Raw genomic sequence first — 25894 nt, forward strand, 5'->3', positions numbered from 1 at the left:
GCCGGGCTGGTGCGCACAGGCCACTAGTGCTTGGTTTACAGGCGAAACCATGGTTATAGCCATGTACAGAAACCGCCCTTGTTTAGTTCCTTCCCGTAGAAAGATGTATTTTTGCCCGAATTTTATTCGCTCATGCTTACTTCCGCTTCTCTCCCCCTCTCCAGAAAAACCCATAGAATAGCCGTTGGCACCCTGTTTTTCATGCTGGGCCTGTGCTTTTCCAGCTGGGGTTCCCGCATACCTTCCATCCAGCAAAAACTGCATCTCTCCGAGGCTGAGTTAGGCGCCGTGCTCTTCGCGCTGCCGGTAGGGCTCATGCTGTCTTTGCCGTTCACGGGCTGGCTGACGTCTAAAATAGGTAGCCGCAAGGTGGTCACCATTGCCCTGCTTTTATACAGTTCCACCCTGGTGCTCATTGGCATGAGCCAGAGCGTGCTGCATCTTACGTTGGTGCTGTTCCTCTTTGGCTTTGGGAGCAACATGGCCAATATCTCGGTGAATACGCAGGCCGTGGGTGTGGAAAGCCTTTACAATAAATCCATCATGGCTTCTTTCCACGGTTTGTGGAGCCTGGCCGGTTTTGTGGGCGCGGCCATTGGTACGCTCATGATCGGTGCCGATGTGGAGCCGCTGCAGCATTTCTTTATCATCATGGCGGTGATCATTGCGGGTTTGGCCATTGCCTACCAGTACCTCTGGCCCAAAGATGCCCCCGCCCCCGCAGATCAGCCGCTATTTGTCATGCCAGACAAGTCGCTCATGGGTTTGGGCTTGATTGCGTTCTGCTCCCTTATCTGCGAAGGCGCCATGTTTGACTGGAGCGGCGTGTATTTCCAGAAAGTGGTGGGGGCCCAGAAAGCCTGGATTGCTGCCGGCTATACCGCTTTCATGAGCACCATGGCCTTTACCCGCTTCATCGCCGATTGGCTCACCACCAAACTGGGCCTGAAAAAAGTGCTACAGCTCAGCGGCACGCTTACGGCGGTTGGGCTGGCCATCTCGGTGATTTTTCCGCATATGGTCACGGCTATCATTGGTTTTCTGCTGGTGGGAGCCGGGGTATCGGCGGTGGTGCCGCTGGTGTACGGCGTGGCCGGTAAAAGCAAAACCATGGCGCCCAGCATGGCCCTGGCGGCGGTGTCTACCATCGGCTTTGCCGGATTTTTGGTGGGTCCTCCCCTTATTGGCATGCTGGCGGGCCTGAGCAGTCTGCGCCTGTCCTTTGCCATTATCGCGCTCATGGGCGTGAGCGTGGCATTGCTTTCGCGCCGCGTCAAGGCGGAGTAGGCGCGCAGCTCCGTTTTACCTCTGATTTTAACAAAGCGGCCTTAAATCACGCTACAGGTGGGGTGATTTAAGGCCGCTTTGTTAATTTTACCTCAAATTCCACCGCTTTTCACCTAAATCAATGAAACGACGTAAGTCTTTTTCAGCACTCCTAATCTTCCTGTACCTGATGAGTTCTTCCGGCGTTTGGGCCCAGTCCCATAAGTTTGACCAGTACCCTACCCCTGTAGAGGCGGACCTCTGGACGACGTATTCCCCGAAGGCTACTACCTTCAAGCTTTGGTCTCCGGTGGCGGAAGAAGTGGTGGTGAAACTCTTTAACCAGGGCAACGGCGGCTCGGCGCGGGAAAAACTGTCTATGGTGAAAGGCGAGAAAGGCCTGTGGTCACTCACCGTGAAGCGGGACCTGAAGGGTGTGTACTATACCTTCCACGTGAAAACCGGCGGCCACTGGCTGGACGAGACACCCGGCATCTACGCCACGGCAGTGGGTGTGAACGGCCAACGGGCCATGGTGCTTGATTTAGCCTCAACTAACCCCGCCGGTTGGGCGCAGGACAAAGGACCTACCGTGAAAACGCCTAATGAAGTGGTTCTATGGGAAGCCCACGTGCGCGACATCACCACGCACTCTTCCTCGGGCAGTAAGAATGTGGGTAAGTTCCTGGGCCTGGTAGAGCCCGGCACCAAAAACAAAGCAGGACAGGCTACCGGCATTGACCACATGAAGGATTTGGGGGTAACGCACATTCACCTGCTGCCCTCCTTTGACCACCGCTCCATTGATGAATCTGCCTTAAGCAAACCGCAGTTCAACTGGGGTTATGATCCGCAGAACTACAACGTGCCTGAGGGCTCCTACTCTACTGACCCTTTCCACGCCGAGGTCCGTATCAAGGAATTCAAGCAGATGGTAAAGGGTTTCCATGACCAAGGGTTGGGCGTGGTGCTGGACGTGGTTTATAACCATACGGGCCTCACTAAAGGCTCCAACTTCAACCTGGAGTTCCCAGATTATTATTACCGCCAGACCCCCGAGGGCAAATACTCAGACGCCTCGGCCTGCGGAAACGAGACTGCCAGCGAGCGGGCTATGGTGCGCAAATACATCATAGAGTCCTGTAAGTACTGGGCCCGGGAATACCACCTGGACGGTTTCCGGTTCGATCTCATGGCCATCCATGACCTGGAGACCATGAACCAACTTACCGCCGAGCTGAAGAAGATCAACCCCAACATCATTATCTACGGCGAGGGCTGGACCGCCGGCCAAAGCCCCCTGCCCGACAATGCCAAGGCTCTTAAAGCCAATACGCACCTCCTGCAGCACACTGCCGCCTTCTCAGATGACATCCGGGATGCCATCAAAGGATCGGTCTTCGATGAAAAATCTAAAGGCTTTGTGAGCGGCGCACCTAACACCGAGGAATCCATCAAGTTTGGCGTGGTGGGCAGCATCGCGCATCCGCAGGTGGAGATCAAGAAGGTAAATTACTCAAAAGCACCTTGGGCCCGTGAACCTTGGCAGGCAGTTTCCTACGTGTCTTGCCACGATAACCTGACCCTGTTTGACAAGCTGAAAGCCTCTAATCCTAAAGCCTCCGCGGATCAGCTCAAAAGAATGCACCTGCTCTCCAATGCCATTGTGCTCACTAGCCAGGGAACGGCTTTTCTGCACGCGGGCGTGGAACTGATGCGCACTAAAAACGGCGAGCACAACAGCTACAACCTCCCCGATGCCGTGAACCAAATCAACTGGGACTGGAAAACCGCCCATCAGGATGTCTTCACCTACTACAAAAACCTCATTGCCCTGCGCAAGGCGCACCCGGCCTTCTGGATGCCCTCTGCCCAGATGGTGAACAAGCACCTGGAGTTCAAAACCACTTTCCCGGGTTTGGTAGGTTACCAACTTAAAGACCACGCGCACGGTGATTCCTGGAAGAACATCCTGGTCTATTACAATGGCCGCGAAACTGCCGCCGACATCCGCCTGAACGGAGAATGGACCGTAGCCGCCGAGGGCGAAACCCTCCAGCTGCAGGGCGGTCGCAAGGTAAAGGACAAAATAGCCGTTCCGCCGGTGTCTATGCTTATCCTGTACCAGGAGTAGTTTTCGACTTGGTTTAAATCAAGAATATCCTTTATGCGGTTTCGGGGCTGATTTTCAAAAATCAGCCCCGAAATAGTTTTAGGCCAACAAGTACCTGAGCCGTCTCAGTTGTTTCCTCTGGTTAGACCCATTCCCAAAATCTCCCTAAGGCCATCGGTTTGAGTTCCGGCTTTCAGGGTCAGAGCTGATCCCGTTTTCAGGCCGATTTATAGGAAACTGGCTTAAAATGGCGTTCCTTTCGTAAATTGGCACTTTCTTTGGCCGTTAGTTGCCATACCATTAATTAACCTTATTCTTTATATGAACAAAACAAAGCTGTTCTCTCTTTTGGTGCTTTGCTGCACGCTGGTTTCCGGGGTGTGGGCACAGGGCCAAAGCGGAGACAAGATTCTGCCGTACCCTATCCAGCAGAAGAAGCTGGCCAACGGACTGAACGTGGTCACGGTGCCGTTCAACAGCCCGGGACTGGCGGCCTTTTACATTGTGGTGCGGGCGGGCTCGCGCGAGGAAGTTGAGCCGGGCAAGACCGGGTTCGCGCACTTCTTTGAGCACATGATGTTCCGGGGCACCGAGAAATACAATACTAAGGAGTACGAGGCCGTCCTGAAATCCATCGGGGCATCGGCGAACGCCAACACGTCTACTGACCGTACCGTCTACCACATGACCGGCAACGCCAATATGCTGGAGAAGATGTTTGAGATGGAGGGCGACCGTTTTCAGAACCTCAAATACTCGGTACATGACTTCAAGACCGAGGCCGGTGCCGTGAAGGGCGAGTACACCAAGAACTCGGCTAGCCCGTACTCGCAGCTCAATGAGCTGGTGTACAGCACGGCTTTCAAGAAACACACCTACTCGCATACCACCATGGGCTTCTTCAAAGACGTAGTGGACATGCCCAACCAGTACGAGTACTCCAAGGTGTTCTTCAACCGGTTCTACCGTCCGGAATACGCCACCATTGTGGTGGTGGGCGACGTGAAGCAGGAAGAAGTGAACCGATTGGCGCAGAAATACTTCGGGAACTGGAAGCGCGGCAATTACCAGCCTAAGATTGAGACCGAGGCCCCGCAGAAAGAAACCCGTTTTGCCCACGTAAAACAGGCTGGTTTCCCGCCGTACCTCATGCTGGGCTACAAAGGCCCGGCTTTCTCAGACAAAAGCAAGGAGTTGCCGGCCCTGGACCTGATGACCAGCATTCTGTTCGCGCCTACTTCTGAGCTGTACAAGAAACTGGTGCTGCAGGAGCAGAAAGTGCGCTTTGTGGGCGGTGGCCCCAGCTTCTCCCGTGACCCCAACCTGATCAGCGTATCGGCATCGGTGGTGAAGGCTGAGGATTTGCAGTACGTGAAAGACGAGATTGTGAAGGCCATTGAAGAGATGAAAACCAAACCGGTAGATGCCCAGAAACTCGCCGACACCAAGTCTAACAACCGCTATAGCTTTGCCATGGGCATGGACAGCCCAGATGCCATTGCCAATTCGCTGGCCCGTTTCATCTGGCTTAACGGCGACCCAGAGTCCATTAACCGCATCTACGCGCTGTATGACCAGGTAACGCCGCAGGACATCATGGCCGTGGCCAAGAAATACTTTGTAAACACCGGCCTCACCATTGCCACCATTTCCCCTAACGACCAAGGAGGCGTGAAATAATGAAAAAGATACTCACCTATATACTGCCGCTGGCTTTATCGCTATCGGCTTGCCAGAAACAACCGCAGACCTCCGCATCAGACACCTCGGCCCAGGCCGCCCCAACGGAGAAAAAGCTAGAGTTCATCAAACCCATTGAGGTGGTGGAACTGGCCCTGCCCGAGTCTGACAAAGTGATTGTGAAACTAATGTTCCGCAACGGTTCCGTGACAGACCCGGCCGGGAAGCAGGGCCTCACCTACGCTACCGCCAACACCATTATGTCGGGCGGAACGCAGGAACTGACCAACCCGCAGATCCAGGAGAAAATCTATCCCATGGCAGCTCGCTACGGCGCCACGGTAGACAAAGAAGCCACCGTGTTCACCTTCGCGGTGCACAAAGATTTCCTCACGCAGTTCTACCCTATCCTGAAAGGCTTGGTGCTCACGCCCCGCTTTGAGGCCGCTGATTTCAATCGCGTGAAGTCTAACCAGCAAAACTATGTGGACCAGGTCATCAGGACTTCTTCTGACGAGGACTACAGCAAGAAAGCGCTGGAAGACCTTATGTTCAGGGGCACCAATTACCAGCACACCGCGCAGGGCACCAGCGCCGGCGTAAAGGCCATTACCCTGGAAGACGTGAAAAACCACTACCGGAATTTCTTCATGCAGGGCAACGTGACCATTGGCATTGCCGGCAGCTACTCGCCGGAATTCCTGCGCCAGTTGAAGAATGACCTCAAAGGCCTTTCCGCGGCGCCGGCCGCCTTGCCACAGGTGGCTCAGCCTCGCAAGCCAAACGGGGTGGAAGTGGAGATCATCAGCAAACCCAGCGCGCTGGGCTCGGCCATTTTCACCGGTTCGCCGCTGACCATCACCCGTTCCTCAGATGATTTCGCGGCTTTGATGATAGCTAACTCTTACCTGGGTGAGCACCGAAAAAGCTATGGGCAGCTGTATGACAAAATCCGGAGCACCCGCTCCATGAACTACGGCGATTACTCTTACATTGAGTGGTACGAGAACGGGGGCGGCAACATGCTGCCGGTAGCCGGGGTGCCGCGTACCGCTAACTACCATGCGCTCTGGATCAGGCCGGTGCAGACCGCCGAGGGGCTTAAAGGCCAGTATAAGGAGCTCAGCAACATCAACGTGGGGCACGCGCATTTCGCGCTGCGCCTGGCTCTGCGCGAGGTAGACAAGATGGTGAAGGAAGGCATCAGCAAAGAGAACTTTGAGCTCACCCGCCAGTTCCTGCGTTCCTACAACAAGCTCTACATCCAGACGCCTGAGAAACGCCTGGGCTTTTTGCTGGACTCGCACTTCTACGGTCGCAAAGACTACATTGAGGAGATGGATGCCCTGCTGGCCAAACTCACCGTGGACGATGTGAACCGCGCCATCAAGAAGTACTGGACCGCCGATAACGTGTTTGTGACCATCGTGACGGATGACAGCGAAGCCCAGCCCTTAGCGGATGCCTTGAAAAACAACACGCCTTCGCCTATGAGTTACTCCAACGTGGTGAAAGAAGGCCTGCCGCAAGCCGTGAAAGACGAAGACGCGCAGATCGCCAACTTCAAACTGAACGTGACCAACGTGCGCGTGGTGAACACCAACGACACTTTTAAATAACCTTCCTCTTATCACCCATTTATGGAAAGCCGGTGCCCAAGCATCGGCTTTTCTTTTTAGGTCTCAGCTGTTCCGGGTACGTTTTCCGGTTTTAGGTCCGTTTCCAAGATTTCGGCCCCAAAACCCTTCTGGGCTTGGGTTTTCGTTGCCTTTACAGGTTTGGTTTAAGCCGGTAGACAGGGCCCCGCACTCCCAATTCAGTGTCTGTTTTCCCTTGAAAAGCCAGGCTGTTTAATAGAAAGGCTTTTTATGTATCTGCCCTCCTGTTTTTGCGTTAAAAGCCCTGTATGCAATCCAACGATTATCAGATAAGTGTCTCTACTTTTCCGTTCAAGGCCAGTTTAAGCCTAAAGCCTATTATTACTTATTGGAAACAGTTTCAGGATGACTGCAAGAGCAGTTTTACGCTAAGCGCCCAGGAGATAAGCCGGCAACTGCAGGAGGTACCGGAGCTGTTAGACCCCATCACCGATGTCACCACGCTGAACGATGAGCACCATTGCCTCATTGACCTGCTCATGACGGCCATTTTCCCGCCTGCCACCCATGAGTCTGAGGCCAGTGGCGCGGTAAGTCCCCGCTACGATGCCAGCTTCTACTACACCCGGCCTTTCAAGCAGATCATCCTCAACGACCATAACCAACTCAAGCGTCCACTCAACATAGACGAGCACCGCATGCTCTTTAACCGCGTACGCATGGTGTACCTGCTTATTCTGGAGAAATTCTACCAGGTGCAGGTGCCGCATGAGGAGTTCCTGATCTATACCGTGCCAGACTACCAACTGGGGCTCTACCGCCATTACAACGTGGTCTTGAACACCCAATTCCTGGACATTACGGTAACCCAGACCCTGCCCGAGCTCAGTGAGGAAGATATCCAAACCATGCTGGACAACATCCGCGACATGGACATCTGGATGGAGCTGTTGCCGCCCCAGAACTTTGAGATCAGCGGTTTCTACATCATGAACCTGCTGGACGTCACCGACCAGGAAGTACTGTCATCGCTCAAGAACGATTTGCTGGAGCGCGACGTGATGCTGGCCCCCGACCGGTTTGAGCAACTGCAGGAAAAAATAAGGGTGCTGTTCAAACGGCCGCACCTGCAATTGGGCGTGGCGGCCTTCCATAAAAACAAGAGCGCGTTCGTCAACTTCGGGAACAAGATCAACCACAGCTTTCTGCTGCAGAGTGAAATCACCAGTTCCAGCTACGCCGGTTTCAAGGCCATTTATGACGAATTGGTACGGGAGGGGGAGCCGCTGGTGATCAAGAACGTGGAAAATACCGTGCAGCTGCCAGAAGGCGTACGCGAGGAGATGCTGACCATGGGCATAAAGAATATTGTGCTGGCCCTGCTGCGCTACGGCAATGACCCCATTGGTATTCTAGAACTGGGTTCGCCTAACCCCGGTGACCTGGACAATTTCTCCATTGCCAAGGTGGAGCAGTTTCTGCCGCTGTTCTCAGTAGCCGTGAACCGCAACTCAGAAGAGATTGAGGCCCGCGTGCAGTCCGTGATCCGGGAGAAGTTCACCGCCATTCACCCAGTGCTGGAATGGCGTTTCCGGGAAGCAGCCATGAACCTGCTGGACAAGATCAACGCCTCGCCCATTGCACCCAACCCCGAGATGGAGGCCATCATTTTCCCCGATGTATACCCGCTCTACGCCGTGGCCGATGTGCGCAGTTCCAGCACCGAGCGTAACACCGCCATCCTGGGCGACCTGGTAGAACACCTGGAACTGGCCGAGGCGGTGCTGAGGAAAGCCGTGGAGGTGCATTCGCTGCCCATTCTGGACGAGCTGCGGTTCTCCGTCTCCAAGCACCTGCGCCAGCTTAAAACGGGCGTGCTGGTGCAGGACGGCATCACCATCTTTGAGACCCTGCGCACCCAGGTAGAGCCCATGTTCCAGTTCCTGGAAGTCACCCACCCCGAGCTGATGGAAACCATTAACCTCTACCGCGAGGCCATGGACCCCAGCCTGGGCATCCTGTACAAACGCCGGAAAGCCTTTGAGGAAAGCCTCACGCTCATCAACGAGACCATTTCTGAGTACGTGGAGCAGGAAGAGCTCAATGCCCAGCAGATGTACCCGCATTACTTTGAGCGCTTCGTCACCGATGGCGTGGAGTTCAACATCTACGTGGGCCAGTCACTGGTGGAAAATCTGCCTTTTGACATCATGTTCCTGCGCAACTTGCGGCTCTGGCAATTGATGGTGATCTGCGAGGTGGCCCGCCGTACGCAGGCCCTCAAACCAAAGCTGAAAGTGCCCCTGGAAACTACCCAACTTATTCTCATCCACAGCCAGCCGTTAGCCATCAGGTTCCGGCAAGACGAGCGCAAGTTTGACGTGGACGGCGCCTACAACATCCGCTACGAGATAGTGAAAAAACGCATTGACAAAGCCCTGGTGCGCGACACCGAGGAACGCCTCACCCAACCCGGCAAAATCGCGATTGTCTACTCCCAGGCCCGCGAAGCCAACGAGTACCTGGAGTACATTGAATACCTGCAGAACAAAGGCATTTTAACCGAAAACGTAGAACAGCTGGAGGTGGAAGACCTGCAAGGCGTCAGCGGCCTCAAAGCCCTTCGGATAGAGGTCAAGTGCTGAGTGAGTGAGTGAGTGAGTGTATGCAGGTTGATTCTCAGCCCGATTTTCTAAAAACAGCCTTAAAACCATATGCAAGACTCTACAACGCACCGCATCCAGCTTTTGCAGGGAGACATCACCAAAGTAAAGGTAGACGCCATTGTGAATGCGGCCAATTCAAGTCTGCTGGGCGGCGGTGGCGTAGACGGGGCCATTCACCGGGCGGGCGGACCTGCTATTCTGGAAGATTGCCGGAAGATTGTGGCTCGTCAAGGTGGCTGCAAAACCGGCGAGGCGGTGATCACCACGGGCGGCAGGCTACCAGCCAAGTACGTCATCCACACCGTAGGACCGGTTTGGAACGGAGGCCACAAAAATGAACCCACCTTGCTGGCCAACTGCTACCGCAACTCCTTGGAACTGGCCCGGGAACACCGCCTCGAAACCATCGCTTTCCCCAACATCAGCACGGGCATTTACGGTTATCCCAAAGACAAAGCCGCCGAGGTAGCGGTACAAACCGTGCAAACTTACCTGGGGCAACATGACCTGCCAAAGCAAGTAATGTTTGTCGTCTTTGACCCCGATAACCTGCGTTTGTACGAGGAGCAGTTAGCCCATCTGAAGTCCTAGTTAACTAGTTAACTAGTTGGATACCTACTCTTCCGTTTGAGGTCTCAAAATCAGAAAAGAGCTTAAAACGATAAGAAGTCACTTCGCCACTTGAGTTACTAGTAGCCTTGCAGGCTTGGTGGTTCCAATGGAATCTCCATCTCCTTTGAAGTTTGGGATGTTGACTACTCGTGCTGATCAAGGCATTGCTGAAATGTAGGGGCAATCCCTTGTGGTTGCCCTTGGTTGAGGTGTCATTAGACGTTTACGCTCTGTAACAAAGCAGTTTGGTTTCTTAGACGGCCTTATCATCCCCCTACCCCCTTCAAAGGGGGACGGAATGCGTGCATTCTAGGGAGAATCAGCGTGTAAGATGGAGACGAATATCATTTTGATTTTGGGTACATCTTTCGGTTTATCAGGGGACAGACCGAGGAAGGGTTTAAGCACAGACTAATCATCCCGTTTTAAGCCTAAAAATCAGAAAGGACCTTGAAAATAAACCAGAAGGCCTCCATAATTGAGGTGCTCCAATTCATTTACAAGGTCCTTTCTAGAAAAAATAAGTAAAGCTTCTTACGCTTTTACTTTTTCATCCTGTTTTTCAGGTTATACCAGCCCAGGTACTTCCACTACTTCGTTTACATCGGTGCCGTACTCCACGCCTTCTACTTCAAACCCGAATAGGTTGAAGAAGTCGGTGCGGTAGCCTTGGAGGTCGCCAATTTCAGGAAGGGTTTCAGTGGTGGCTTGCTCCCATAGGGTGGCAACTTCGGCCTGCACGTCATCACGCATCTCCCAATCATCAATCCGGATACGACCTTTCTCGTCTACCGGCACGTCTGCCCCGGTGAAAAGTCTGTCCTGGAACAGGCGCTGGATCTGCTCAATGGTACCCTCGTGGATGCCTTTGGCTTTCATCACTTTGTAGAGCAAGGAAATGTACAGCGGAATTACCGGAATAGCCGAGCTGGCCTGGGTCACCAAGGCCTTGTTCACAGACACAAAGGCTTTTCCGTTCAGGTCTTTAAGAGAATCGGTGATGGTGAAGGCGGTGGCTTCCAGGTGATCTTTGGCCCGCCCGATGGTGCCTTTGCGGTACACGGCCTCGGTCAGAGCCGGCCCGATGTACGAGTACGCCACGGTGGTAGCACCCGGTGCCAGCAGATCAGCGGCCTTCAGGGCATCCATCCACATAGCCCAGTCTTCTCCGCCCATTACGGCCACGGTGTTTTCAATATCTTCCTCAGAAGCAGGTGTGATGCTCACCTCAGACACGTTGCCGGTATGGAAATCTACGGTTTTGTTGGAGAACGTCTGCCCGATAGGCTTCAGCACGGAGTTGTGGGTAACGCCGGTTTTGGGGTGCACGCGGCGCGGAGAGGCCAGGCTATAGATCACCAGGTCTACCTGGCCCAGATCGGTTTTGATGAGGTCCAGCGTTTTCTCCTTGATCTCGTCAGAGAAGGCATCGCCGTTGATGCTTTTGGCGTAAAGGCCGGCCTCATGCGCATGTTTTTCAAAGGCGGCAGTGTTGTACCAGCCTGGTGAACCCGGTTTTCCCTCGGCCGAAGGCTTCTCAAAATACACCCCAATGGTAGCCGCGTTGGCTCCGAAGGCGCTGGTGATTCTGGACGCCAGCCCGAAACCGGTGGAGGCACCAATGACCAAAACTTTTTTAGGGCCTTCCACAGAACCCTTGGATTTCACATAGTTGATCTGGTTCACTACATTCTGCTCGCATCCTTTAGGATGGGCGGTGAGGCAGATAAAGCCACGTACTCTGGGCGTAATAATCATATAATGCTGGTTTAACAGACGGGTCTGTACGTATGGGATGTCGTTTGCTGGCGTAAATTTGTCAATTTTATTGACAAAATACACCAGCATCAGCGCTTTGCTACCGGGTTTAGAGGCTAGTTTTTAGAAAACGAGCTCTAACAGAGTATTTCAGTTATCTCTGCTGCATCTCTTTGTCTACCTGCCGGCCAAATCTCCGCTGCAGTTTATTGAGAAGGAAAATAGCGATGATGAGCCAGAAAATGCCCGCGGCCCAACCCGCCAGCACATCAGAGGCATAATGCACATTGAAGTACACCCGGCTAAAGCCGATGAGCAGAATCCAGATGGACAACAAGATGCTGAGAACCCACTTGAGCCAGACCTGCCGCACATTGGTCCAGACCAGGTACACGAGCAATCCCCAGAACGCGCCGCCAATCATGGCGTGCCCGCTGGGAAAACTGTTGCCGCTCACGTGGAAAAGGGCGCTGGAAGGCCTGGGCCGGTCAAAGAAGACTTTCATGCTCTGGTTGAACAGCGTAGTGGTGGCCGAGATGGCAATGATCTTGAGCGAATAGAATCGCCATTTCTTAAAGACCAGGAAAAGCAACGCCAATCCCAGTGAACCGAAGATGAGGAAATTTTTGGACCCGAAAAAGGTGATGAAGTACATGGCATCTGTGGTCTCGGGATCTTTGAGATCGCCGGCGAAGGCAAAAGCCGCCTGATCCAGGGCCTTCTCCTGCTCAATGAACACTACAGTGGCCATCCAGAAAAACAACAGTGCGCAGCCCACAAACACCAGCCACGCCACCACCATCTGCAGCGTTACCACCGCCAGAAACGTCCCTGCTTTCTTTCCTTTCTGTTCCACTTCCTCCTGCATAGGCAAGTCAATCTTTTCCCCGCTTGTACGCAAGAGAGCCCCCAGATAGATACACCATCAGCCTTCTTCCTAGCCGGGCCCGCCTAAAATCCGGGGCCCGCGCCTACTGCGTATATGGGGTATGTTGTACCTCTTAGGCTTTCTCTACCTTGATTTCGCCGGCCGCGCCGACTATCTGTTGACGCACGGTCGCCACCTGGCCAGTCGTACCGAGGGCAACTATGAGATACAGCTATACTGGACCAAAAACTTCTTTGCCGAGGTCTATTTCTCCCGCCTCAGCGGCCGCAATGAGCAGATCAATGCGCTCACCGAGGAACCGGATTTCACCGCCTACCTGGACGGAATAAGCCTGAACAATTTACAAATACAGTGAGGGTTGCCTTATCCAAAAAAAGACGCACAGGCTAAAGCGTGTCTAAGTCTTCCTGGGCAACCATCCTTAGGTGGCTACATAAATTTACCAGACCAGGGGCTAAGCTATAGGAAGAAATTCACAAGGCTTTGAAAGAGAGTTCTTAACAAAGGATTGCTATCTTAGAAGAAACAAAGGACTATGAGAAAAATTATACTTGTTTTATTAGCCCTCACCGTTTCATTTGGGGGTATGGCCCAAACCACTTTGGCGCTTGCCACAAGACCTAAAGCAGGGGCTGCCATCAACCTGTCTTTGCCTTCTTCAGCAGAGGAAACCTACCCGTACGTTTACACCAAAAGAGCAGACCGCTTTTTGTTAGTAGGCTTGGCCTTGAATATTGTCAGCGCGGGTTACTACATGATGGCACCGGGCTTATACAAGAAACCATATGATCCCACACTGGAATACAGCTATGCCTTGGCAGAAGCAGCCAAAAGCAACCCTGCGGCCTATCAACAGCTAACTAATGAATACAACCAGGCCATCCAGGTCTACCAACAACAAGCCAGTGAACGCAATAAGAAAGTCAGGAATACCCGGGCGGCTTTCGCGGCGGCTTTCACCGTAGGTATGGCGTTTGATTTGGCGGCTATCTTAACTTTTAAAAAGGGGAGGCAGTAGATTTTGAATTAGGAATATGGGGCTTTTTGATGTTATTGTCCGCATGAAAGCCATTAGTCAGGCACTAGTCTATTGTGCCGGCGCCTTCAACCATGCTACTGCAGATTCCAAATCCGCGAAAACCCTGAAACTTATAGTTGAGCCTACTTTTTGAAAAATCTCGTTTACGGCTGATATAGCTCGGGTTTCCAGGTTTAGAATAGAACTGTTAAGCCTGGCAAACCTTTCAAGGCGAGTCAAGGTTAGTTTAAAAAGAAAGTCATTTATTGTAGCCCTATAATCCCTATCCTCCATCTTCTCCACTGAAACATTCGTTGAATCCAGAATCAGATTTTTCACAACGTAGTTAAGAACATTGTCAGAAACTATCTCCAGGGCATGCTTCAGTTCATTTGCACCAAACTCCTCTACACTGGGCAGCTTGGCCAACATTATATCCTCAGCCGGTTCGTAGTTAATAGTGATTAACCAATTTTGGAGTATAAGCATTATCGTACTTTTTCCTAAAATTATTTTAAAGAACCCAAAAAAAGCATAAAAGCACGTTGAACCCTTCTATTTTCCCGTTGAAATGGCCATGATGATCGTTGAAATTTTAAGATGTTTTAGGTGGTAAGACTTTCACCAATATTGAAGGAAGGTGGAAACAAAATAGGTAGGGCTTCAACTGCTTACAGTGCCCAAAAGGCTATTCAGTGCTTTGCTAGTGAGAGGCTATACCATTTGTTTATTAGCTGTGAATCCAGGAACGTGGTGATTTCGTCATCGTCAATCAGCAGAACCTTTTAAATTCCTTCATAAGAAATTCAAGGTTGATAGGATTGGTGAGAAGCATTGAGCCACAAAGATGCTCATACTTTTACATCCACCTCAAAACAAAAAAGCCTTGCAACTTTTCAGTTACAAGGCTTTTCTTTTGTGCGCAGGGGGAGATTCGAACTCCCACACCCGAAGGCGCTGCCGCCTGAAGACAGTGCGTCTACCAATTTCGCCACCTGCGCATCAATGTCCCTTAATTGCTTTAGGGAGCACAAAACTACCTACTTTTTCTTTATCCGCAATAGCTGTGCCTACTTTTTTGCGCAAAATTTTTCCTGTTTTTCATTTCGCCCACGCGCTCAGGCACTTATTTTTCAGGACACCACCTGCCCCTCGCCTTTCACCACCGGGTTAAGGTTGCGCTTGGAGAATTTCTCCATTCGGTTCAGCAGAAAAATGGCCAGAATAACCCAACCCAGGCCCGCGGCCAATCCGGCCAGCACATCGGTGGCGTAGTGCACATGCAGGTACACCCGGCTAAACCCGATAAACAAGATCAGCAAGGAGAGCAACGTGATCAGCAGAAAGCGCCAGGCAGGCTCCTCCACGCTTTTGTAGACCAGGTAAATGAGCAGGCCGTAGAAGGAGGCGCTGATCATGGCGTGCCCGCTGGGGAAACTGAGTCCGTAAGACTCCACCAGGTGCGGCACCAGCGGCCTTGGGCGGTTGAACAGGTACTTGAGCAGCAGGTTCAGGGAAATACTGCCCACCGCAATCACCGGCACTTTCACAGAGTACCATTTGTGTTTCTTCACAAACAGGAAATACCCGATGAGCATAAGCCCGGCTCCCGAGATGAAATTGCGCGAAGCCAGAAACGTAATGCCCTTGATAAACTCGGTCAGGCTAGGGTTGGCCCGTTCATCGGCCCAGGCGAAGGCCTTACTGTCAAACTTAAGTTCCTGGCCCGGCAGCACTTCTTTGGCCAGCCAGAAAAACACCACCAAACATAGAATAAACACCGTCCAGATCACTACCAACTCCACGGTGAACAACGCGGTACTGGCCACAAATTTCCGAAATCTTTTTTTCATAGTCTCAAGTCAAGGCGACGGCCATTTAAAGGCTGTTTTCAGAAAACAAGGCCCAAAACGGCAAGATTCTTAAAATACGTAACCAGTCAAGTCCATGTTTGGCTAGGCTGTTTGGGCAACCTGCGCCCCAAAAAACAGTATCAAGCCTCATAGGCCAAACAGGAAACCGTATGAAACCAGAAGAACTGACCCAGCTCATGATGAAATTGAAAGACAAGGATCTCTCCCTGGCTTTTGCCGAAAGCTGCACCGGCGGCAGCCTGGCAGCGGCGCTAAGTGAGGCCACCGGCACCACCGATGTCTTTCTGGGCAGCATGGTTACCTACAGCGCCGAGGCCAAAAACAAGGTTCTGGGCGTGAAAAACGAAACTCTCAAGCTCTACACCGCCGAGAGCCAGCAGGTCACCAACGAGATGGTGCAGGGTCTCTACAAACTCCTGAAGGCCGATGTCTGCGTGGCCGTGACCGGGCTCTTCGGGCAGGGCGGATCCGAGACCGCCGAGAAACCCATCGGGACCACGTTCATCTCCATCCTCTTCAAAGAAAAAGTGGAAGAGTACCGCCAGGTTTTCAAAGGCGATGCCCAAAAGATGCGCGACCAGGCCCAGGACTTTATCTTCAACAAACTCAGCGATACCGTTGACCGGCACTATCAGCATGCCGTGTAAGGTATCCTCTGGCTCATACCGCCCTATCAGAATCCATTTTTTGCCAAAGCTGTTTTCATAGTTTTTTCAGATAACTGAGCCTGAAACAGGATTGGATTGCCACGGCTGTAAAACAGGTCAACTTTGTTGGCCAGGGTTGGAGTTCAAAAATCCCACATCCGTCCTTATCAACGAGTGGCCAGTTACCGCTCCAAAAGGCAAGGAAATGCTAAGCCTGTTTACTGCCCTTTCTGATTTCCCTGACCGGCGGATATATGTTTTTGGGCTACTTTTGGGAAAGCGGCTCTATAACAGCTCAGCTTGTTTCCCCAGATGCAGCCAAGCCCAACTCCAGACTTCAACTTTATCGCGCCGGTGTATGATGCCCTGGCGCAGCTGGTCTATGGCAAAGCGCAGAAGCAGGCGCAAGCGCATTTCCTTCCCTTGATTCCGGAGGGGGGGCGGGTGCTGGTTCTGGGCGGTGGCAGCGGCTGGATTCTACCCGAACTCCTGCGCCAAAGCCAACCCAGCCAGGTGCTGTTCCTTGAGTCCTCTGCCAGAATGCTACAGCAGGCCAAAAAAAGATTCCCCCAAACATCGGTTCAGGACAAGGTGGAATTCCGGCTAGGCACCGAGGCTGACCTTCGGCCCGAGGAGAGATTCCAGGCGGTGCTCACGCCTTTCGTGCTGGACCTTTTCCCTCCCGAGACAGCCCTTACCATGATGCAGCGGCTGGACCAGGCCCTGCTCCCTGCCGGCCTCTGGCTCCACACCGATTTCCGGTTAAGCATCTCCCCTACCCAGAGACTCTGGCAGAAACCCATGCTGTGGGCCATGTACCGGTTCTTCAGGGCAGTCAGTGACATCCCGGCCAAAGGCTTGCCGCCGTTTGAGGCGCTTTTCGCAAAACTGGGCTATAAACCCTGGCAGCAGGCCTTCTTCTTCCAAAACTTCATCTGCGCCCAGGTTTACCAGAAGCCAGGCTCCCCTGCCCAAGACAACTAAATAGGCCCTGAGTGGAAGATTCTAGGATTGATGTGTATCTTGGGGGTTGAAACATTCTCCTCCATGAAGAAAACACTCTTCACTGCCTTGGCCGCCGCGGCCCTGGCGTTTGCTACTCCCGCAATGGCGCAACAGAGCGTCAACTACCAGGTATCCTTTGAGAACGCGGTTCACCGCGAAGCCACCATCATTGCAACCTTCAAAGGCGTGACCGCGCCGATGTTGGAAGTGAGAATGGCCCGCTCCTCGCCGGGGCGCTATGCTCTGCATGAATTTGCCAAGAACGTGTACAACGTGCAAGTCACCGATGGGCAGGGCAGGACCTTGCAAGTGAACCGCCCCAACCTGCACCAGTGGAACGTATCGGACCACGATGGCACCGTAACGGTGAAATACACTCTCTTCGCTGACCACCCGGATGGCACTTACGCGGGAGTAAATACCACCCACGCCCACCTGAACGCCCCGGCCACTTTCATGTACGCCAACGGCCTGGAGAAAGCCCCAATACAGGTGACGTTCACGCCGCCGGCCGGCCAGAACTGGACCGCCGCCACCCAGCTCAAGCGCGAAGCCGCCCCGCTCACCTTCTCGGCCCCAGATTTTCAGTATTTCATGGACAGCCCTACCGAGCTGGCTAACCTGCAGTGGCGCGAGTGGACCGTGCAAGAGAAAGGCCGAACCCAGAAAATAAAGATAGGCCTGCACCACAACGGCACCCAGGAGCAACTGGACGAATACACCAACCGGGCCAAGCGCATCGTGGCCGAGGCACAGGCAGTGTTCGGCGAATTACCGACCTTTGACTTTGGCGAATACACCTTCATTGCCTGTTATTTGCCCGGTACCCCGGGCGATGGCATGGAGCACCGCAACTCTACGGTGATCACTAGTTCCCGTTCGCTGGAGGCTGGCATGAACCCCAACCTGAGCACCCTGTCGCATGAGTTTTTCCATGCCTGGAATGTGGAGCGCATCCGGCCCAAGAGCCTGGAGCCTTTCAACTTCGCGGATGCCAACATGAGCGGTGAACTGTGGCTCGCCGAGGGCTTCACCAGCTATTACGGTACCTTGCTCATGGAACGGGCCGGGGTCTCCCCGCAAGCCGACTACCTGCAGAATGCCGCCTATCCTATAACTGCGGTAAAAGTGTCACCGGGAAAAGATTATTTCTCGCCGGTGGAGATGAGCCAGCAGGCGCCGTTTGTGGATGCTTCCCGCTCCGTGGACCCTACCAACCGCACCAACACTTACATCTCCTACTACACCTACGGCAACGCCATCGCCATGGGGCTGGACTTCACCCTGCGCACCAGATTCAAGAACCTGTCTCTGGATGACTACATGCGCCTGCTCTGGCAGCGCCACGGCAAACCCGAGAAACCTTACACCCTGCCTGACCTGGAGCGCGCCCTGGGTGATCTGACCAAAGACCCGGCTTTCGCCCAGGATTTCTTTAAACGGCACATTTCCGGCAAGGAGACCATCCCTTACGAAGCCTTAGCCCGCGAAATGGGATTTGCCTTACAGGCTTCAAAAAATGCAGTGCTGGGCTGGGAAGGACTTAAGTTCCAGAACGACCAGGCCACCATTGCCCAGGGCACCTTCTCTAACAGCCCGCTCTACAAAGTAGGCCTGGACCGCGACGATGTCCTTTTAACCCTGAATGGCCAGAAGCTGACCTCGGAGAAAACCCTTGACAGCCTCCTGACCAAATTCCAACCCGGTGATCAGGTGCAACTGGAGGTAATACAACAGGGTACAAAGAAAACGGTGCCGCTTACGTTGGCGCAAGATCCTGGATTGGCCCTGGTACCGCTGGAAAAAGTAAACCAAACTGTCTCCAAAGCCGCCAAAGCCCGAAGAGAAGCTTGGTTGGCTAAGAAAAGCAAGTAGCATAATACATAAAATGCTTAGACCTCCTTTAAGGAGAATAGCTTGAATGATTTAAACCTCCTTTGCAGAGCTTCCCATTCTCTGCAAAGGAGGTTTATGCGTTATAAGGGCAACCCTTTTTGAGAGGCATTTTTTTTGCCATCCTTATGCTGGTCATCCTGCACCTCTCCTATTTGTCATCCTGAAAGGATCTTGTGGGCGAACTGCAATATCGCCTGGGTAAACGCCTTCCTAGTTCGCAACCAAGATCCTTTCAGGATGACAATGGAGAGAGAATTTGGATGGCAATAACAGAGGAGAGTGAGGAAAAAATCAGGGCATAACCAATGGAGTATAACCAATAATGTTGAAGGACAACAAGGAACAGAAACAGAACCACTTCCCTTTCACTTTCCGACTCATTGCCGTTCAATCTTTCCACCGTTTGAGAATTACCTGTTTCAGCCCCGCTTTTCAGAAATCAGGCTTGAAACGGAAAAGGGTAAACTATTGAGGGGAGTTCTTGCGTTAGAGGCTTAAATACCTTTATCTTAGCAGGGTAGCGACCCACCAAGTCATGCAGGCTTTCTGGCAGCGCTCATTCAAAATCCAAGATGTCAAACAAACTCATACATACCTTCATTGCCTTGCTGGTCTGGGTGGCAGGCGTGCTTCCAATTCAGGCGCAGGATGTCACCACCCGCACTTCTTCTCTGGATTCACTCAAAGCATCGGCTCCGTTTGTTCCTCGGGTGAGCTATGGCCTAAATGCGGGTGCAGCGTTCAGTAATTTCGGGTCGGTTTCTTATGTAGAGCCCCGGTTGCAGTACCAGGTATCACCCAAGTTCCACGTGTTCAGCAGCCTTACCATGCTACAGACCTGGGGAGGGCCTACTTTCAGAACCACTACCGGCGAGGGCACTTCTACGTTGATGACTTCCGCTCCCAGCCGCCAGTACTTGTTACACGTGGGCGGTACGTACGCCATGACCGACCGGCTTTTGCTCAGCGGCAGCGTCTGGAAAGACCTTAACCCATCGGCGGCCAACCGCTGGAACAACAGCAATCCTTTCACTTACGGCCGACTGCCTAACCAGGGCTTTCATTTTCAGGCCCAGTACCAGGTAGCGCCTAACTTCACCGTTTCGGGTGGGGTGCGTTACAGCAACGGCGGCAATGCAGGTTATGGCTACGGTTACGGCGGCGGATATCCGGGCGGGTTCAACTCTCCCTGGGGCTTCTAAGAAAACCAGCCGTTTTTAAGATATTGCATCAAAAGCCTTCCCTATATAAGTGGGGAAGGCTTCTTTTTGTCCTTCGGCTCCGGTTTTGCCCTCATTCTTTCAATTACGCCCTATTCTTTTTTGGTTATATTTGCCTTTGCACCAAAAACTAAAACGCACAAAACCCTACCTCCCCGCACATGTCGTCAACGCTTATCCTGGGTATCATTGCCGCTTATTTCTGTATCCTTATCCTCATCTCTTTTCTCACAAGTAAAAAAGGAGAATCCACCGATAGCTTCTTCCTGGCCAACCGCCAGTCTCCGTGGTACGTGGTGGCCTTCGGGATGATCGGAACCTCGCTTTCCGGGGTGACCTTTATCTCGGTACCGGGCATGGTAGAGAAGGCGCAGTTTTCTTACCTGCAGCTCATTCTGGGTAACATGCTGGGATATTTTGTGGTGGCGCTGGTGCTCATGCCTTTGTATTACCGGCTTAACCTGGTGTCTATCTACACCTACCTGGAGCAACGCTTCGGGTATTGGTCTTATAAAACGGGCGCCGGGTTCTTCCTGCTGTCCAGAACCCTGGGCGCTGCCCTGCGCCTGTACCTGGTAACCGGGGTCTTGCAACTAGCCGTTTTTGACAATCTGGGCGTGCCTTTTGAGGTGACCGTGATCATCACCATCGGGTTGATCTGGGTATATACCTTCCGGGGCGGGATGAAAACCATTATCTGGACCGATACTTTCCAAACCCTGGCCATGCTCATCTGCGTGGGCATCACCATCATAACCATCTCGCAGGACCTCAACCTTTCTTTCAACGGCATGGTGAACACCATCAGTGAGAGCAAGTTCTCGCAGGTGTTTTTCTGGGACGTGAAAGACTCCAAATACTTTTTCAAGCAGTTCTTCTCCGGGTTCTTCATCTCCATTGTGATGGTAGGTCTGGACCAGGACATGATGCAGAAAAACCTGAGCTGCAAGAACCTGAAGGAGGCGCAGAAAAACATGTTCTCCTTCACCCTGATCATCCTGTTTGTGAACATCCTGTTCCTGAGCCTGGGCGCGCTGCTGTACCTGTACGCGCAGTCAAAAGGCCTTACCCTGCCTGAAAAAGGCGATAACGTGTTCCCGTTCCTGGCTCTGAACTACTTCTCGGCTTTCATGGGCATTGTGTTCATCCTGGGCATCACGGCCATTACCTACGCTTCGGCAGACTCGGCACTCACGGCTTTGACCACCTCTTTCTGCGTGGATTTCCTTGACTTCAAGAATCGCCCCGAGGCGCAGCGCATTAAACTGAAGAACTGGGTGCACCTTGGCTTCTCGGTGACCATGGCCGTGGTGATTGTGATCTTCAAGATTGTGAACGATGAGAGCGTGGTGCAGGCGGTGTTTAAAGTAGCGGGCTATACTTACGGACCGTTGCTGGGCCTCTACTCATTTGGGGTGTTTACCAACCGTCCCGTGCGCGACAGCCTGGTGCCTTTGATCTGCGTGTTGGCGCCTATCTTAACCTACATTATCAGCTTGAACTCCGTGAATTGGTTCTGGGGCTACGAGTTCGGGTTTGAGGTGTTGATCCTGAACGGCTTCCTCACGTTTATGGGCCTTTACTCCATCTCCCGGAAAAGGTCTGAGTTTGTGGATGTAACCCAAGCCTATTAACAACATCTTTTTGCGAGCCCCTGCGCTTTGGGCCTGTTTTACAGAAAACAGGCCCAAAGCGCAGGGGCTTGTTGTTTGTCCCGGAACTGGTTTTGCGGCTCTTTTCCCGAAAGCAGGCCTAAAACAGCTTTCTTCCGTGTACTTTTGCGCAGGCAATTCCCCACGGTATAGCCTCATGTAATTCTTAATTCCCGATTCTTAATTCCTAATTCTCCCAGTGTCTCCTCTGCTTATCCTCGGCATCATTGTCGCTTATTTCTGCTTGTTGCTGGCCGTTTCCTTTATAACCAGTAAGAAAGGCGAGTCAACGACCGCTTTCTTTTTAGCCAACCGTGAGTCGCCGTGGTACGTGGTGGCGTTTGGCATGATCGGGACTACGCTCTCGGGCATCACGTTTGTGTCCATTCCTGGTATGGTGGAAAAATCGGGGTTCACGTACCTGCAGATGGTGCTGGGCTATGCGCTAGGGTACCTGGTAATTGGGCTGGTGCTGCTGCCGCTGTATTATCGGCTGCAATTGGTTTCCATCTACACGTACCTGGAGCAACGGCTGGGATTCTGGTCTTACAAAACCGGCAGCGCCTTCTTCCTGCTCTCGCGTACCATGAGCGCGGCATTGCGGCTGTACCTGGTGGCCGGCGTGCTGCAGTTGGCGGTATTTGGGCCGCTGGGCATTCCGTTTGCGGGCACAGTGGGCATTACCATCGCGTTCATATGGGTGTACACGTTCAGGGGCGGCATGAAAACCATCATCTGGACCGATACCTTTCAGACCCTGGCCATGCTCCTGTGCCTGGGCATCTGCATCTGGGTTGTTTCTGAGGAACTGCAACTTTCCTTTACCGGTATGACCGAGGCCATAGGGCAGAGCAAATATGCCCAGGTATGGGTTTGGGACGCCAAAGCGCCTAATTTCCTCCTGAAGCAGTTAGTGGCCGGAGCTTTCATCACCATTGCCATGACGGGGCTAGACCAGGACATGATGCAGAAGAACCTGAGTTGCCGCAACCTGCCCGAGGCCCAGAAGAACATGTTCTGGTTCACGGTGATTCTACTGGTGGTGAACCTTCTGTTCCTGATCCTGGGTGCCCTTCTCTACTTCTACGCAACCAAAAAAGGAATCCTGCTGCCCAGCAAAGGAGACGATGTCTTCCCTGAGCTGGCCCTGCGTCATTTCCCGGTTGTAGCTGGGATAGCCTTCATTCTAGGCATCACGGCCATCACCTACGCCTCGGCAGACTCGGCGCTCACCTCACTCACTACCGCTTTCTGCGTGGATTTCCTTCATTTCCAGCATCGGCCGGAGGCCCAACGCATCCGCTATAAAAACTGGGTGCACCTGGCTTTCTCGGGATTGCTGATGGTGGTGATCCTGCTCTTCAGGCTGTACAACGACGAAAGCATCATCGCCACGCTTTTCACGCTGGTGGGCTACACCTATGGCCCCTTGCTGGGCATGTACAGTTTCGGGCTGCTGACCAAGCGTACGGTGCAAGACAGGTTGGTGCCGGTGTTTGGCGTGTTGTCTCCGGTGCTCACTTATGTGATCAGCGCGAACTCGCAGGAGTGGTTTTGGGGCTACCAGTTTGGCTTTGAGGTGCTGCTTTTGAACGGCCTGCTCATGTTTTTGGGCCTATGGTTGGTATCTGCCCGTAAAACTGCTCAGAAAGGCCTTTAACCCCATTTCATTAAGCTGCGGAAGTCAGGAGTATTGGCTACCTTTGCAGGTTGCTTTCCAAGATTAAGCAGATTTGTTCCAGTTTTAGCCCTACTTTCTTCAAAACCGGCGTAAAACGGATTTGATAGTCTCAGAAAGCTTTTCTGGTGCTGCTTCCTTGCGGCCCAATTTAAATTTAACTATTAAATAGTACATGGCAAAACGAGGATTCGGGCCGGGAGCGGCTTCCGAACTTGAGACAGAAGGCAAACCCAAGCTGAACAAAGAGAGCTTGCGGCGTGGCCTTCAGATATTTAGATTTCTGCTTCCCTACAAAGCCAAGTTCTACACGGGCCTGGTGTTTCTGCTTTTCTCCAGCCTTACGTTCATGGCTTTCCCGGCCGTGACGGGTATGCTGTTAGATGCGGCCGTGGGCAAACCTACCGCTTTCTTCCAAGACATTGACCTTATCGCGTTGCTGCTTTTCGGGGTGATTGCCTTGCAGGGAATCTTCTCTTTCTTCCGGGTCTATTTCTTTGCCCAGGTAAGTGAAAACGCCATCGCCGACATCCGCCAGAGCCTATACACCCAGTTCATGGGCCTGCCGCTCACATTCTTTGAACAACGCCGTGTGGGTGAGATCACCAGCCGCATCACCTCAGACGTGAGTTACATACAGGATGGTTTTTCCATTACCCTGGCCGAGCTATTCCGCCAGGTGACTACTCTGGTGGTGGGCATCGGGTTTATCATGTTTATTTCCGTGAAGCTTTCACTCTTCATGCTGGCCACTTTTCCGGTGCTAGTTATTTTGGCCATGGTTTTCGGGAAAAGGCTTAAAAAGCTATCGCGCAAAACGCAGGATGAACTGGCTATCACCAATGTGATTGTGGAGGAAACTTTGCAGGCCATCCAGGTGGTGAAAGCCTTCACCAATGAGCTATTTGAGATCAACCGCTACAAGCAGGCTTTGGGCCGATCGGTGAAAACGGCCATCACCACCTCATTCTACCGGGGCGCTTTCATTTCCTTTATCATCATCGGGCTCTTTGGGGGTATTATTCTGGTGATCTGGTACGGCGCTACCCTGGTACAGCGTGGCGAGCTAACCTTTGGTGAGTTGACTTCCTTTATCCTGTACACGACCTTTATCGGGGCTTCAGTGGCCGGTCTGGGTGATTTGTACGCCAAGATCCAGGTGTCCATTGGTGCTTCTGACCGTATTCTGGAGATTTTGGACCAACCGGTAGAGCAACCTAATGTGGGCCTTCCGGCAGCCACGCCGGTGAGATTGAACGGGAACGTACGTTATAACCATGTGGGCTTCTCCTACCCTACCCGCCCGGACTTGCCGGTACTGCAGAACATTGACTTTGATATTAAGGCCGGGGAGAAAATTGCCTTGGTGGGCTCCAGCGGCGCCGGAAAATCTACCATTGCGCAGTTACTCATGAAGTTCTACAAAGTAGAGCAGGGCACCATCTCTATTGACGGCCAGAACATCAATAACCTGCACCTCCATGACCTGCGCGGCAACATTGGTATTGTGCCGCAGGAGGTATTGCTCTTTGGCGGAACCATCAGGGAGAACATTGCCTACGGCCGTCCGGATGCCACCGATGAAGAAGTGCTGATAGCTGCCCAAAAAGCCAATGCCCTGCAGTTTATCCAGTCTTTCCCCGAGGCATTCAACACGGTGGTGGGTGAGCGCGGTATTAAGCTCTCCGGAGGACAGCGTCAGCGCATCGCCATTGCCCGTGCCATCCTCAAAGACCCTGCAATTTTGATTCTGGATGAGGCCACCAGTTCCCTTGACTCTGAGTCTGAAATGCTGGTTCAGGAAGCCATGGATGAATTGATGAAAAACCGGACCACTATCATCATCGCTCACCGTCTGGCCACCATCAGAAAAGTAGACAAAATCCTGGTGATTGACAAAGGGCAGATTGTGGAGGAAGGCTCACATGAAGTACTGGCCAACAACCCAGATGGGATTTACGCGAACCTTCTGCGACTACAGTTTGACGTACATTCTTAAGAAGCTCTTACAAGAAGGTAAGAATGCGGCTCTTAGGCGATGTTCCGGATCTATTTACGTAATAGTAAAACAAAGAGAGTTTGCTCCTGCGGGAGCAAACTCTCTTTGTTTTTACAGCCATTGCTTGGAAAGAATTTGATATGATGATGGGCATTTGACCTTATTGGAAATTCAGCAGCGCTGACCAGGATTTGTTATTGCAGCTCATTATTTCCAACTTAATAATATATCCATAGGGTCAAAATGGCATCCGCTGATTTATGCCTCAATTCATTTATGGCCTATGGAAAACATTGAACATAGAGTTATGGAATGAATACAGA

At 52.6% G+C, this 25894-nt stretch carries 18 protein-coding genes, 1 tRNA gene and 2 pseudogenes; 16 read left to right on the forward strand and 5 right to left on the reverse strand.

Features of this window, described 5'->3' with window-relative positions; genetic code table 11:
• The first annotated feature begins 111 nt into the window (after positions 1–111).
• The 7 genes and pseudogenes from J3P35_RS19085 to J3P35_RS19110 all read left to right on the forward strand — a co-directional run bounded on the left by J3P35_RS19085 (position 112) and on the right by J3P35_RS19110 (position 9914).
• A complete protein-coding gene (locus J3P35_RS19085; protein ID WP_246850363.1) occupies positions 112–1287 on the forward strand; it encodes an MFS transporter in 1176 nt (391 codons plus the stop codon).
• Between the two features lie 121 nt (positions 1288–1408).
• Positions 1409–3400: a type I pullulanase gene (gene pulA / locus J3P35_RS19090; RefSeq protein WP_210466350.1), complete on the forward strand. Its 1992-nt coding sequence runs from the start codon at positions 1409–1411 to the stop codon at positions 3398–3400.
• A 300-nt stretch (positions 3401–3700) separates the two neighbouring features.
• Positions 3701–4261 (forward strand): annotated as a pseudogene (locus tag J3P35_RS22300) (M16 family metallopeptidase); the annotation flags it as partial.
• Positions 4262–4339: 78 nt separating this feature from the next.
• Positions 4340–5059, forward strand: a pseudogene (locus tag J3P35_RS22305) (M16 family metallopeptidase); the annotation flags it as partial.
• A complete protein-coding gene (locus tag J3P35_RS19100; protein WP_210466352.1) occupies positions 5059–6678 on the forward strand; it encodes a M16 family metallopeptidase in 1620 nt (539 codons plus the stop codon). The pseudogene J3P35_RS22305 and the gene J3P35_RS19100, both read left to right, overlap by 1 nt.
• A gap of 287 nt (positions 6679–6965) precedes the next feature.
• Positions 6966–9302: a GAF domain-containing protein gene (locus J3P35_RS19105; protein WP_210466353.1), complete on the forward strand. Its 2337-nt coding sequence runs from the start codon at positions 6966–6968 to the stop codon at positions 9300–9302.
• A 69-nt stretch (positions 9303–9371) separates the two neighbouring features.
• Positions 9372–9914, forward strand: a complete 543-nt coding sequence (locus tag J3P35_RS19110; RefSeq protein ID WP_210466354.1) for an O-acetyl-ADP-ribose deacetylase — start codon at positions 9372–9374, stop codon at positions 9912–9914.
• A 588-nt stretch (positions 9915–10502) separates the two neighbouring features.
• Here the strand turns inward: J3P35_RS19110 and fabV are convergent.
• Positions 10503–11693, reverse strand: a complete 1191-nt coding sequence (fabV, locus tag J3P35_RS19115) for an enoyl-ACP reductase FabV (protein WP_210466355.1) — start codon at positions 11691–11693, stop codon at positions 10503–10505.
• 154 nt (positions 11694–11847) lie between these two features.
• The gene (locus J3P35_RS19120) at positions 11848–12561 is read right to left on the reverse strand and encodes a phosphatase PAP2 family protein (protein WP_210466356.1); all 714 of its coding nucleotides are present in this window, start codon (positions 12559–12561) and stop codon (positions 11848–11850) included.
• A gap of 121 nt (positions 12562–12682) precedes the next feature.
• On the opposite strand from J3P35_RS19120, the gene J3P35_RS19125 reads away from it, so the two are divergent.
• A complete protein-coding gene (locus J3P35_RS19125) occupies positions 12683–12937 on the forward strand; it encodes a hypothetical protein (protein WP_210466357.1) in 255 nt (84 codons plus the stop codon).
• 180 nt (positions 12938–13117) lie between these two features.
• Entirely contained in the window at positions 13118–13600 is a 483-nt protein-coding gene (locus J3P35_RS19130) for a hypothetical protein (protein WP_210466358.1), read from the forward strand.
• 69 nt (positions 13601–13669) lie between these two features.
• On the opposite strand, the gene J3P35_RS19135 is transcribed toward J3P35_RS19130, so the two are convergent.
• The 3 genes from J3P35_RS19135 to J3P35_RS19145 form a co-directional block, all read right to left on the reverse strand.
• A complete protein-coding gene (locus tag J3P35_RS19135; protein ID WP_210466359.1) occupies positions 13670–14089 on the reverse strand; it encodes a hypothetical protein in 420 nt (139 codons plus the stop codon).
• Between the two features lie 430 nt (positions 14090–14519).
• Positions 14520–14601, reverse strand: a tRNA-Leu gene (locus J3P35_RS19140).
• 132 nt (positions 14602–14733) lie between these two features.
• Positions 14734–15453 carry a phosphatase PAP2 family protein gene (locus J3P35_RS19145; RefSeq protein WP_210466360.1) on the reverse strand — a complete coding sequence of 240 codons (720 nt, stop codon included), beginning with the start codon at positions 15451–15453 and terminating at the stop codon, positions 14734–14736.
• A 170-nt stretch (positions 15454–15623) separates the two neighbouring features.
• Between J3P35_RS19145 and J3P35_RS19150 the strand changes: the two genes are divergently transcribed.
• The 7 genes from J3P35_RS19150 (at position 15624) to J3P35_RS19180 (ending at position 25571) form a co-directional block, all read left to right on the forward strand.
• Entirely contained in the window at positions 15624–16121 is a 498-nt protein-coding gene (locus J3P35_RS19150; RefSeq protein ID WP_210466361.1) for a CinA family protein, read from the forward strand.
• Between the two features lie 300 nt (positions 16122–16421).
• A complete protein-coding gene (locus J3P35_RS19155; protein ID WP_210466362.1) occupies positions 16422–17105 on the forward strand; it encodes a class I SAM-dependent methyltransferase in 684 nt (227 codons plus the stop codon).
• Positions 17106–17168: 63 nt separating this feature from the next.
• Positions 17169–19001 (forward strand): M61 family metallopeptidase, encoded by a 1833-nt coding sequence (locus J3P35_RS19160; protein WP_210466363.1) that lies wholly within the window; start codon positions 17169–17171, stop codon positions 18999–19001.
• A 593-nt stretch (positions 19002–19594) separates the two neighbouring features.
• A complete protein-coding gene (locus J3P35_RS19165) occupies positions 19595–20224 on the forward strand; it encodes a hypothetical protein (protein ID WP_210466364.1) in 630 nt (209 codons plus the stop codon).
• Between the two features lie 179 nt (positions 20225–20403).
• Entirely contained in the window at positions 20404–21876 is a 1473-nt protein-coding gene (locus J3P35_RS19170) for a sodium:solute symporter (RefSeq protein ID WP_210466365.1), read from the forward strand.
• Between the two features lie 217 nt (positions 21877–22093).
• Entirely contained in the window at positions 22094–23554 is a 1461-nt protein-coding gene (locus J3P35_RS19175) for a sodium:solute symporter (protein ID WP_210466366.1), read from the forward strand.
• Positions 23555–23747: 193 nt separating this feature from the next.
• Positions 23748–25571: an ABC transporter ATP-binding protein gene (locus J3P35_RS19180; protein ID WP_210466367.1), complete on the forward strand. Its 1824-nt coding sequence runs from the start codon at positions 23748–23750 to the stop codon at positions 25569–25571.
• Positions 25572–25894: the final 323 nt, after the last annotated feature.

The organism is Rufibacter roseolus, from assembly GCF_017916365.1.
Lineage (GTDB): Bacteria > Bacteroidota > Bacteroidia > Cytophagales > Hymenobacteraceae > Nibribacter > Nibribacter roseolus.

Coding starts and splice junctions, on each gene's coding strand:
- pulA (WP_210466350.1), top strand. CDS start 1,409: ATGAAACGACGTAAGTCTTTTTCAGCACTCCTAATCTTCCTGTACCTG.
- J3P35_RS19100 (WP_210466352.1), top strand. CDS start 5,059: ATGAAAAAGATACTCACCTATATACTGCCGCTGGCTTTATCGCTATCG.
- J3P35_RS19105 (WP_210466353.1), top strand. CDS start 6,966: ATGCAATCCAACGATTATCAGATAAGTGTCTCTACTTTTCCGTTCAAG.
- J3P35_RS19110 (WP_210466354.1), top strand. CDS start 9,372: ATGCAAGACTCTACAACGCACCGCATCCAGCTTTTGCAGGGAGACATC.
- fabV (WP_210466355.1), bottom strand. CDS start 11,693: ATGATTATTACGCCCAGAGTACGTGGCTTTATCTGCCTCACCGCCCAT.
- J3P35_RS19120 (WP_210466356.1), bottom strand. CDS start 12,561: ATGCAGGAGGAAGTGGAACAGAAAGGAAAGAAAGCAGGGACGTTTCTG.
- J3P35_RS19125 (WP_210466357.1), top strand. CDS start 12,683: ATGTTGTACCTCTTAGGCTTTCTCTACCTTGATTTCGCCGGCCGCGCC.
- J3P35_RS19130 (WP_210466358.1), top strand. CDS start 13,118: ATGAGAAAAATTATACTTGTTTTATTAGCCCTCACCGTTTCATTTGGG.
- J3P35_RS19135 (WP_210466359.1), bottom strand. CDS start 14,089: ATGCTTATACTCCAAAATTGGTTAATCACTATTAACTACGAACCGGCT.
- J3P35_RS19145 (WP_210466360.1), bottom strand. CDS start 15,453: ATGAAAAAAAGATTTCGGAAATTTGTGGCCAGTACCGCGTTGTTCACC.
- J3P35_RS19150 (WP_210466361.1), top strand. CDS start 15,624: ATGAAACCAGAAGAACTGACCCAGCTCATGATGAAATTGAAAGACAAG.
- J3P35_RS19160 (WP_210466363.1), top strand. CDS start 17,169: ATGAAGAAAACACTCTTCACTGCCTTGGCCGCCGCGGCCCTGGCGTTT.
- J3P35_RS19165 (WP_210466364.1), top strand. CDS start 19,595: ATGTCAAACAAACTCATACATACCTTCATTGCCTTGCTGGTCTGGGTG.
- J3P35_RS19170 (WP_210466365.1), top strand. CDS start 20,404: ATGTCGTCAACGCTTATCCTGGGTATCATTGCCGCTTATTTCTGTATC.
- J3P35_RS19180 (WP_210466367.1), top strand. CDS start 23,748: ATGGCAAAACGAGGATTCGGGCCGGGAGCGGCTTCCGAACTTGAGACA.